This is a genomic window from Acinetobacter genomosp. 33YU (assembly GCF_001990725.1).
Taxonomy (GTDB): domain Bacteria; phylum Pseudomonadota; class Gammaproteobacteria; order Pseudomonadales; family Moraxellaceae; genus Acinetobacter; species Acinetobacter seifertii.
This window is the reverse complement of the sequence record NZ_LFZQ01000016.1, coordinates 1-9,323: the sequence shown is the minus strand read 5'-3', so window position 1 is coordinate 9,323 and position 9,323 is coordinate 1. Positions and strand designations below refer to the sequence as shown.

At 37.0% G+C, this 9,323-nt stretch carries 12 protein-coding genes, 1 tRNA gene and 1 other annotated feature; of the genes, 9 read left to right on the top strand and 4 right to left on the bottom strand.

The window, feature by feature from the left end:
• Positions 1-182: 182 nt before the first annotated feature.
• Positions 183-1,790 (top strand): hypothetical protein, encoded by a 1,608-nt coding sequence (locus AC056_RS17530; RefSeq protein ID WP_004832976.1) that lies wholly within the window; start codon positions 183-185, stop codon positions 1,788-1,790.
• A gap of 102 nt (positions 1,791-1,892) precedes the next feature.
• Here AC056_RS17530 and AC056_RS17525 read toward each other — a convergent pair whose 3' ends face one another.
• Positions 1,893-2,375 (bottom strand): hypothetical protein, encoded by a 483-nt coding sequence (locus AC056_RS17525; protein ID WP_004740156.1) that lies wholly within the window; start codon positions 2,373-2,375, stop codon positions 1,893-1,895.
• A gap of 231 nt (positions 2,376-2,606) precedes the next feature.
• Between AC056_RS17525 and tatA the strand changes: the two genes are divergently transcribed.
• From tatA to tatC, 3 genes are read left to right on the top strand one after another with little or no spacing between them, the layout of a single operon-like run.
• A complete protein-coding gene (tatA, locus tag AC056_RS17520; protein WP_002123495.1) occupies positions 2,607-2,834 on the top strand; it encodes a Sec-independent protein translocase subunit TatA in 228 nt (75 codons plus the stop codon).
• A gap of 33 nt (positions 2,835-2,867) precedes the next feature.
• Positions 2,868-3,212 (top strand): Sec-independent protein translocase protein TatB, encoded by a 345-nt coding sequence (tatB, locus tag AC056_RS17515; RefSeq protein ID WP_002123497.1) that lies wholly within the window; start codon positions 2,868-2,870, stop codon positions 3,210-3,212.
• Positions 3,213-3,980: a twin-arginine translocase subunit TatC gene (gene tatC / locus AC056_RS17510; RefSeq protein ID WP_002123494.1), complete on the top strand. Its 768-nt coding sequence runs from the start codon at positions 3,213-3,215 to the stop codon at positions 3,978-3,980.
• A gap of 201 nt (positions 3,981-4,181) precedes the next feature.
• On the opposite strand, the gene AC056_RS17505 is transcribed toward tatC, so the two are convergent.
• A complete protein-coding gene (locus AC056_RS17505) occupies positions 4,182-4,391 on the bottom strand; it encodes a helix-turn-helix domain-containing protein (RefSeq protein ID WP_002123499.1) in 210 nt (69 codons plus the stop codon).
• A gap of 356 nt (positions 4,392-4,747) precedes the next feature.
• On the opposite strand from AC056_RS17505, the gene AC056_RS17485 reads away from it, so the two are divergent.
• The 5 genes from AC056_RS17485 (at position 4,748) to AC056_RS17470 (ending at position 7,622) form a co-directional block, all read left to right on the top strand.
• Positions 4,748-5,967 (top strand): IS3 family transposase gene (locus tag AC056_RS17485; RefSeq protein ID WP_109850681.1). Its coding sequence is split into 2 segments (ribosomal slippage): positions 4,748-5,024 and positions 5,024-5,967, totalling 1,221 coding nucleotides; the frame shifts between segments, so codons are not numbered across the junction.
• Positions 5,023-5,139: a sequence feature (AL1L pseudoknot), on the top strand. It overlaps the preceding gene by 117 nt.
• A gap of 113 nt (positions 5,968-6,080) precedes the next feature.
• Positions 6,081-6,156, top strand: a tRNA-Asn gene (locus AC056_RS17480).
• Between the two features lie 194 nt (positions 6,157-6,350).
• Positions 6,351-6,602 carry a hypothetical protein gene (locus AC056_RS17475; RefSeq protein ID WP_004832969.1) on the top strand — a complete coding sequence of 84 codons (252 nt, stop codon included), beginning with the start codon at positions 6,351-6,353 and terminating at the stop codon, positions 6,600-6,602.
• Between the two features lie 344 nt (positions 6,603-6,946).
• Positions 6,947-7,120 carry a hypothetical protein gene (locus AC056_RS19620; RefSeq protein WP_002123623.1) on the top strand — a complete coding sequence of 58 codons (174 nt, stop codon included), beginning with the start codon at positions 6,947-6,949 and terminating at the stop codon, positions 7,118-7,120.
• Positions 7,107-7,622, top strand: coding sequence for a hypothetical protein (locus AC056_RS17470; RefSeq protein ID WP_002123634.1), 516 nt, complete (start codon positions 7,107-7,109; stop codon positions 7,620-7,622). The genes AC056_RS19620 and AC056_RS17470 overlap by 14 nt, the downstream gene beginning before the upstream one ends.
• Positions 7,623-7,636: 14 nt before the next feature.
• Here AC056_RS17470 and AC056_RS17465 read toward each other — a convergent pair whose 3' ends face one another.
• Entirely contained in the window at positions 7,637-7,858 is a 222-nt protein-coding gene (locus AC056_RS17465) for a hypothetical protein (protein ID WP_004832966.1), read from the bottom strand.
• A gap of 69 nt (positions 7,859-7,927) precedes the next feature.
• Positions 7,928-8,257 carry a hypothetical protein gene (locus tag AC056_RS17460; RefSeq protein ID WP_002123631.1) on the bottom strand — a complete coding sequence of 110 codons (330 nt, stop codon included), beginning with the start codon at positions 8,255-8,257 and terminating at the stop codon, positions 7,928-7,930.
• Positions 8,258-9,323 lie beyond the last annotated feature (1,066 nt).

Sequence of the window (9,323 nt, the reverse complement as noted above, 5' to 3'; positions counted from 1 at the left end):
CCATTATTTTGGCTAGGATCAGTATTATCAAAATTAGAGAAAAACCAATAAATATCATTTTCGGCGATTATTTGCTCAAAAAATCAAAGTTTTTCATAATTTCTACATATTTTATAAAATTGGTATAGATATTGTATGTATCTAGGCGGTTTTAGCGGTTTTAATCCAACCTAGAGGAAATGATGATGGCACAGCCACAAGTGAACTTACAAAAATCAATTTTAAATACTCCCTTGACTCGACGCTCTATTTTGATTGGGGGAATGACCTTGCCTGCGGTATCCATGCTTACGGGCTGTGGTGGCGGCGGAGGTGGTGGTGAGGTTGAGTCGGATGTGGTGATACCGATTGCACCGTTTGACCCAGATACAACACCGCAAATTCCAGATCAAGGCGAAAAGACTGAGCCCGAACAAGGTACTGAGCCGATCATTAGTCCAGATGCGGTGAAAATGAATGTGGGGATCTATAACTTTGAATATAATTCTTTTGTGCAATTACGTGCACGTCGCAAAGTAAGTAAAGGTACAGCAGGTTCAGTTTTGGTGACCAATAAAGATGGTACTGAAACGGCTTGGGAAAGTATCGTAGATTATGTCAAGCGCTCGGTCGATCATCGTTTTGTATTGTTGTACCGAGGGATGTTGACTGCTTTTGCTGAGCGCCCACCACAAGACTATGATGTCACCTTTTTTACTGCTCCAGAATTTTATTGGAATGTGCCTTGGACTGATTTTTTGAATACGGATGAAGTCTTGGTAGTTGCAGATTTATTTTTAGAACTCGTCACACAGAAAGTCCGTAGTTTGATTGCTAAGTTTCCTGAATGTGATTATGGAAAACTGGTACTTCTCCCAGGAACTATCGCAGTGTTAAAGCCATCAGTAAATATTTTTAACAAAGATGGTAGTGATGCCAGCACCGATAAAAATCCAATATTAGAAGCAACGAACCATTTGGTATGTGTGCATAATCTGTCTTTAAATGATGAGCATCAGCGCCCTGCATATATGGTTTGGCCAAAACGCACTGTGTCTTGGATTGACTTCATTGGTGATAGAAGATGTGATCGAGGGGATGAACTTGGTAATAATGCCAGTAATCCTGATCTGGAGAACTATGCACATGTTTGTACTTTAAATGGAGAGGAAAAGCTGGTGGTAAAAATCCAGCGAGTTTCGTCTGATAAAGTTCAAGCCTTTGATGATTATGGTCGTCAATTATTGGACACCACATTTAATAATGAACTAATTGAAGGCTTGCCATTTGGGATAAATATTTGTTTGGACTACGCAGTTGCCAGTACGACTACAGATAAGTATCGCATGGCACAGCTAAAAAATACCGAGTTTAAATTGGATTTTGTAATCTCTGCTGGTATTCGTCTTAATGCAAAAAACTATCAAGATGCTTCAACGGTACAGTACGCCATTCATAATGATGGTATTCAAGGTAGTAATCAAAACCCAAATCAAGTCAAATATGAGTATTTTAGTAATGTTTCGCAAATTTTTTATGATAAGCGAATAGGGGCACCATACCTTCTGTCATTACCTGCACTTGGAACGACCGCTGATGGCTCAAGACAATCTACAACGATGATTTCAGTTGATAACAGCACAGATTTTACTTATCCAGAACGTTATTCAGGGATGCCATCAATTACTGATGAGATTAATTCAGCCAATGTTCGGGTTTGGAGTTTGCCTGTTGATGTGACTGACACCTTGAAGACGCAAGAAACAGTCACTGCAATGAAGTCTGAAAACTGTGAAGCGGCTGTTGCATAAATTTGCTTGATTCGTTTTGGGAATTTATAAGATGCGTGGTTGAGCTCAGTTTTTGATCTCAACCACAGTGGGGTAACACCGTTTCAGTTATTGTTCTGGTGGTTATTCTAGTCGCTGTGGTGAAAGTATATTTTGTAAATTATCTAAATAGTTTTGACGAAGTGAAAGTTTGCACTGCGATCGTGTGATTGAGCTGGATTTAGTCAATTTTGATGTATTCATTAAATCATTGCACATCATTCTTTCATAATTTTCATATTTAGATTGAATGCTTTTTTTATTTATGTGAGGTTTTTTATTATCTAATATTTTATTTATTTTATTTATTTTATTATTAATATCTTCCAATTCTTTTTGCGTACAATCTACTGCAAGGTTGAATCCTTGTTTGTGGTCTGATATGCACCTTTCATATGCTTTTGAATATCCTTCTGATTGATTGTTTTTCGGAGGGTTTTGGCTGTCTATAATACTGCTTTTAGTAGTCGTGTACTTTGTGTTGTGTGATATGCCACTATCGCTTGCCTTTGCACAACTTAATGATAATAAAGCAAATAATAAGGTGGTAAGTATTGTATTGTTCATGCGTTGATCCTCGATTGTATACAGCTAAAGCTGTAGTTAAGCTCAATAAGCATCAGTTACTATATGTTTTAGATAAAGACTTGTAAAATAAAAGTGTGAATTAATTTTCCTGATTATGGTTGATTAAAATTTGACGACACAATAATTTATTTTTAATTTTTTATTTATTTTTAAGTTCTTTGGTGTAGTATTTATTTTAAGTTATTTTTTTGTTTAGGTGAGGGTTGTGAAATGGCAGGTCTATCAATTTGGCATATTTTATTGTTCTTGATTATTGTTGTTTTGCTTTTTGGTACATCGAAGCTCAAAGGGCTGGGTCGTGACCTAGGTGGTGCGGTTAAGGATTTTAAAGATTCAGTAAAAAATGAAGATCAAGATCAAAAACTACTTGCCGAAGATACTTCGGTGATTGATGTGTCTAGTCATACCGTTCGAGATGCGTCACATACGCAAAAGTAATTTTCATCATTTGGCATAAAGGTGGTTTAACCAATGTTAGATATGGGATTTAGTGAAATCTTACTGTTTGGTATTGTCGCTATTGTGGTGCTTGGTCCTGACAAGTTACCACAAGCAATGCGTACAGTAGGGCGATGGTATGGAAAAGCTCGACGCTTAATGCATAGCGTGCAGCACGATATTGAGAAGGAGCTCAATCTGCTCGAGATGAAAGAACAAGTTCAGCGTGAACTTGATCAAATCCGTGCAGTAGAACGAGATATGCAACAGCAGTTGGTTGAAATGAGAAAGAGTGCTGAAGATATTGCGAGTACAAAAGCGCAACAAGGGCAAAGTAATCCAGCTGCTCAACAACCTGCACAAAGTATAGGAGAGTAGATGATGGCTTCTTCACAAACTCAACAAAGTGATCAGCCGTTGCAGTCTATGCCATTGATGTCGCATGTGATTGAACTGCGTAAATACTTGATGCGGATATTGATTGCGGTTTTTGCCGCATTCTTTAGCATGATTCCATTTGCCAATGACTTGTATGAAGTGCTTTCAAAGCCTTTGCGTTTACAGCTTCCTGCAGATGCGACCATGATTGCCACGGATATTACCACGACATTTATGGCACCATTTAAGCTCAGCTTTTTTATCGCAGTAATCGTGGTGATGCCATACATTCTGTACCAGATTTGGCTTTTCATCACGCCAGCTTTGTATAAGCAAGAAAAACGTATTGCAGTACCATTGCTCGTATCAAGTATTGTATTATTTTATGTTGGTATCTCGTTTGCGTACTTTATAACTTTACCTGCAGTGTTGGCATTTTTCTTACATGCAGCACCCGAGGCAGTTGCACCAATGACTGATATTAATAGCTATCTGAGTTTTTGCTTGAAATTATTTTTGGTCTTTGGGGTAACTTTTGAAGTGCCTGTAGCGACATTATTATTGATTTTGGTGAACTTAGTTTCCGTGGAAACACTGACTCGAAATCGACGTTATGTGATTGTTGGCTGTTTCTTTGTTTCGATGTTTATTACGCCACCAGACGCTCTTAGTATGGTAATGTTGGCGATTCCGATGTGGCTACTTTTTGAGATTGGGTTGATGTTTGGGCGTTTTATCGAAAAGTCCAAAACGCCACAAACTGCTTAATTGTAAGTCAAAGTATGAGTGGTAGAACTAGTAAGCTAGTTGTGCCATTCATGGCTGAATTTCTATTGTTTAGGCTCTGTATAAAGTTTTGCATGATGATTTTAAAGTACAGGAAGTACTTGGCAAAACAAAAATTCTAAAACTAAGCCAATCAGAAAAATAATAGGTTCTGCGACTAAATGTGTCGTTCAAAAAACTATTTTAATCTGGTAATAAGTCTTTGGGGCTAATTTGTAAAACCTGTGCGATTTGATACAGCTTATCTACTGTCAGATTGACTTCTCCACGTTCGATACGCCCTAAATAGCTACGATCTATTTCACATTTTAAAGCTAATGATTCTTGAGTAATGCTTGATTCGGTTCTTTTCTGACGAATAATTTTCCCAATCTTTACTGCTAACGCTGTCATTTTTACTGGAAAGTATAAAAAACAGTAATATCAGTAATTGAGGACTATAAATCCACGGACTATAATCCTCTTTTATTTGCTGGGCAGTCCATTATGAAAAATTCCGTACATCTACCTTTTTACAATGAGTTTATGGACATCTTTACAAATTATGAAATTAAAAATTGGCAGGCTAAACATTTTTGGGAAAAAATGATCATTGGTAAAAAATCTAAAACTAAACAACATCGGCGACTGATGTATGTGGGATTGCGAGTTTTAGTAAGGTGCAAGTACTTAGAAGTAGATGTATCAGAATCTACATCATGAACCGTACCGGGTTTGTCGGAGACTCAGTATTCTGAGAGAATGTTCCGATGACCAAATTAAAATATACCCCTGAAATCAGAGAAAGAGCGGTTCAATTATTGATTGAATCTGAAAAAGACTATCCATCTAATTGGGCTGCGATCACAGCTATTGCGCCTAAGATTGGTTGTACTCCTGAAACACTTCGTGCTTGGCATCAAAAGCATTTAGATGAGCAAAATCCTATCAAAGTACAACAGATCTCTGATCAAGAAAAAATGAAGCAAATGGAACGTGAAATCAAAGAATTAAAGCGTGCCAATGAAATTCTGCGTAAAGCAGCCGCTTTTTTCGCCCAGGCGGAGCTCGACCGCCCACACAAATAATGGTGGATTTCATCCATAACAATAAGGCGTTATATGGTGTTGAGGCGATTTGTAGGATTTTACCGATCTCAGCTTCTACCTATTATCGAACACTAGATATTGCTGAAAACCCAGAACATCGAGCAAAGCGAGATCTACATGATTTGCATCATGCTGAACAAATTAAACGAATTTGGAAAGAAAGTTCAGGTCGATATGGTGTACGTAAAGTTTGGCAACAACTGAAACGTGAAGGTTATGTTATTGCACGCTGTACTGTTGCTCGATTAATGAAAAAGCTAGGTATACAAGGTGTTTGGCGAGGTAAGAACAAACAAACCACCCGTAGCCGAGATGACCAAAAACGAGCAGATGATTTAGTGAAACGTAATTTTACTGCTGATCATCCTGACCAACTGTGGGTCAGTGACTTTACGTATATTCAAACTCATTCAGGCTGGGTCTATACCGCCTTTATTATTGATGTGTTCTCACGAGCAATTGTTGGCTGGAAAGTATCTACACGAATGAATACAGATATAGTGCTCGATGCATTAGAGCAAGCATTGCATGATCGAGGCATGCCAAAGAATGTGATTCATCATTCCGACAGAGGTGTGCAATATCTTTCCATTCGTTATACCCATCGTTTAGAAGCAGCAAATTTACGAGCATCAGTCGGTACGACTGGTGATTCATACGATAATGCTTTGGCTGAAACGGTGAATGGCTTATACAAAACAGAGGTGATTGAATATCTAAAAGCAGATTGGCAAGGTTTAGCAGATGTACAACTTGCGACACTAAACTGGGTAGATTGGTTCAATAAAAAGCGTGTACACAGTGCACTGGGTTATGTATCGCCTTTTGAGTTTGAAGCAATGTACTATGATAAGATTAACCCGTTAGGTCAGGTGGCCTAACTTAAATAAAAAGGTCTCCGGCAAACCCGGTATGGTTCATTTTTTATCTATTTAGATTTCTATATTTCTATATAGATAAGTAGTTATAAATCCATATAATTATATAACTATATTGCGTAGTAGCTCAGTAGGTAGAGCAGCGGACTGTTAATCCGTTGGTCACTGGTTCGAGCCCATTCTAGGCAGCCATTCAACCGTGCCTGATGAGACTTTATTAGTCAAAACATTTATTAATGTCGCGCGGAGTTGCCCATGCAGGGGAATAACTGGCAACCAGTCAATCTAACCTTAAGCAAGCCGATAGTTTGTTTAGGGCGTGGATGATCAACGGATTGATATGCAGATCACATCTTGCCCTGCACCATTATTTAGTAAGACTCAAAATGACACCAAACGAAAGAACACCGATGGCTAAATTCTTTGATTTGCTGGCGTATGAGCGAAAAGGTGCTTCTGTTACTCACAAAATGGATAAAGATGAAACAAACGAATCTATTCACATCCAAGTAAGTTGCGGTTTTGCTAAATATGAAAAGAACGGTCAACATTATGTTTTTAAGTTTAATCATCAAAAACAAGAAATTGATCAAGATTGTTTTGAAGTCTTAAAAGAAAAATTCACATATAAACATTAAAAATTAATGGCTTAAAATATCTGTAGATTTCTATATATCTACATTTCTACATAGAAATTTCATTTCTAATTTAGATAGGGATAGTTTCATTTTGAAATATTCGCTATTGCAAATTATGCGTAAAAGCATAAAATAAACGATGCAAACTTAGAAATTTCTGGGTCGACCGATAGAAATTTATTATCAATATGCGTTTATGCATAAGTGAATCAATAAGGTTGCAGCCTTCTGGATTTACTAAACAACCGACTATTTAAGCGGTTTATTAAAGCTATAAAGCGAAATGGCACAAATTTATATTTGTAAGCCATCTCTTAACAACAGTCTCCTCATGGAGAAAAGTTATGAACAAGATGAGTAACCAAAACGTAAACCCTGCAATTGTTGAACTTGTTCGCATGGGTGAAGGCTTCGGTGGTACAAAAATCACTGGCAGCACACCTGAAGAAACAAGACGCAACCTTCGCAGAGCCTTTCAAGCGGCCAAGGAACGCACGAAAAGGGATGCCACAACCTGATCAACAACTCGAAAGAAAATACATCTCCCACGCAGAATTGCACGACCTATTCTTCGTAATCAGTCAACATATAGGCTTCACTATTGAAGACATTGAGGATTACGAAGAAGACATCTTTAACCTAATCGAGCTTTGGCGAGAGCAAGGTTACATCGATATATACATAGAAGATAGCGATAGACGCTACGGTAGAATCAAAAACATGGCTTCTGTACGAAATTCTGTTCCATACTATCTAAATATGTATCACGCCCGCGTTGTTAAAGGCGAGTACGATCCTTTACTTGTTATAACTTTTGAAGATACTGACCAAGTACATCCCGATGGTCACGAAATGAAAGTGGCAAGTATTCGCTTTATGGCTATTCATGATGATTTATTTGGTGAACAAGATCCAAGAGTAAAATTCAATGATGCTGCCATGAAGCAAATTCGAAAGAAAATTGATGCCTATAGAAAACAAGGCGATCAATACAATGAAGAAAAGAAAGGCTCGCAATAAGCTAGCCTTTTATTTTAAATGAACCAAGTTAACCCCACTCCCATCGCAATCATTGTTGATCCTGTAAAACCTACAACACAATACCAAGCCTGTTTAATTCGCGTGACCACCATCTCCTGCATATACAGACTACTGGTTGAGTGCGATACCGACGGGCTATGTAAATACTTACTCAGGGCAACACCGCGGTAGACAGATAACGCTACCAGCACCATTCCAACAATCATGATCAACATAAGTCACCTCATTTGTTCAATTTGATTAGTAGCGACAATTCCAAAAATACAAAAGGCATATTTATAATTTTAAGCATTTAGTAGTTTGTTGATCTGTTTAACGCCATTGCTTTGTTTCTTAATTCTGTTACCTGCAATATCAACCTTAAAAGTTAATTTCTCAAGTGCAGTTGTGAGGCTGAAATATATTTCACGTTCTTCATCGGTTAGAGTTTCAATAAAAGCCTCTTCTGGAGACATTGAGGCAAGTCTCATCTTATGCATAGATGCATTTACCAAAGCCTCAGATGCTTTCAATGAAAGTCGGCTTAATCTTGCCGCCTTATTTCTCTCGTTATGCGTCTTAACCATTAGTGCTATAACAAACAAGGCAACTAAAACAATAAATACAGTAAGCATGTATTAGAGACTCATTTAAGACATATGCCCATTATAGTAACCCCAAATAGCTTAAAAACAGGCAAAATTTGTTAAAAATCAGGCTAATCAACAACATAAGTCCACAAGCCAACAACAAACACAGAAATTCAATTATAGGCATTTGATTTTTAAGGAATTTTTCCAAATTAATACTTAGGCATTTTCCTTCAGGCAATTAAAGCTGATTTTGGTGTGAATTAATCGTTTTTATAACTCTACTCTATTTCGCTTTTTTAGAGCGTTTTAAGCAACTTTAAGCGCAAGATATAAAAGCAATCATCTTAAGTTCTAAAATGCGAAATACGCGAAACCGTGAAGAAATACGATAGCATTTATGTCGGTTTGAAAGATACATGAGAAGAATCTCTAAAAACCCAAGTGAACCGCGCCTACATTTCCGAGAATAAGTAATATAAGAATGTTCTAAGAAGATATATTTATATATTCGAAAACTCTCGGAATACCCAAGTACACCCAAGTCTCGGTAAGCGTAGAGATATAGATGCGCGGCTTAATAAAATCCTCAAACGTATAAGAAGTGATAGAGATAAAAACAAATATTGGCAAACACTTATACACCAATACTTATAGAAATATAGAAATCCATATAGATATATAGTTCGAGTAAATATACAAGCAATCTATCTATATAGAAATGTAGAAAACTATCAATATAAAAAGCCAATCAGATAGAGATAAAAAGCATGTATAACTATCTATTAATGTAGAAATCTATATAGATAGATAACAATAATACTATACGGATAGGCATAGGTAAGCGTAGATAGAGATAGATCAGTAATAAAGAAAATAGCTAATTATTTATCTATATAGATATGTAGATAGTGACACAGGTATAAGGATAGAGATAGAGGATAATACACATGTAGTAGAAAGATAAGATGGCAAAAGAAAGGCGAACGGAGTGAGCCAAAGAATTGTGTGTTTCAATCAATCGTCTACCTAGCCATTCCTTTGACCAACAGGAAATATAAAAATCAAAACTTCGGGCGACATTCTTATTGAGCCTGTAAATTATTTTGTG

Excerpts from the sequence above, each read along its gene's own strand:
- tatC (WP_002123494.1), top strand. The coding sequence starts at position 3,213 with ATGATGGCTTCTTCACAAACTCAACAAAGTGATCAGCCGTTGCAGTCT.
- AC056_RS17475 (WP_004832969.1), top strand. The coding sequence starts at position 6,351 with ATGACACCAAACGAAAGAACACCGATGGCTAAATTCTTTGATTTGCTG.
- AC056_RS17505 (WP_002123499.1), bottom strand. The coding sequence starts at position 4,391 with ATGACAGCGTTAGCAGTAAAGATTGGGAAAATTATTCGTCAGAAAAGA.
- tatB (WP_002123497.1), top strand. The coding sequence starts at position 2,868 with ATGTTAGATATGGGATTTAGTGAAATCTTACTGTTTGGTATTGTCGCT.
- AC056_RS17465 (WP_004832966.1), bottom strand. The coding sequence starts at position 7,858 with ATGTTGATCATGATTGTTGGAATGGTGCTGGTAGCGTTATCTGTCTAC.
- AC056_RS17460 (WP_002123631.1), bottom strand. The coding sequence starts at position 8,257 with ATGCTTACTGTATTTATTGTTTTAGTTGCCTTGTTTGTTATAGCACTA.
- AC056_RS17530 (WP_004832976.1), top strand. The coding sequence starts at position 183 with ATGATGGCACAGCCACAAGTGAACTTACAAAAATCAATTTTAAATACT.
- AC056_RS17525 (WP_004740156.1), bottom strand. The coding sequence starts at position 2,375 with ATGAACAATACAATACTTACCACCTTATTATTTGCTTTATTATCATTA.
- AC056_RS17470 (WP_002123634.1), top strand. The coding sequence starts at position 7,107 with ATGCCACAACCTGATCAACAACTCGAAAGAAAATACATCTCCCACGCA.
- tatA (WP_002123495.1), top strand. The coding sequence starts at position 2,607 with ATGGCAGGTCTATCAATTTGGCATATTTTATTGTTCTTGATTATTGTT.
- AC056_RS19620 (WP_002123623.1), top strand. The coding sequence starts at position 6,947 with ATGAACAAGATGAGTAACCAAAACGTAAACCCTGCAATTGTTGAACTT.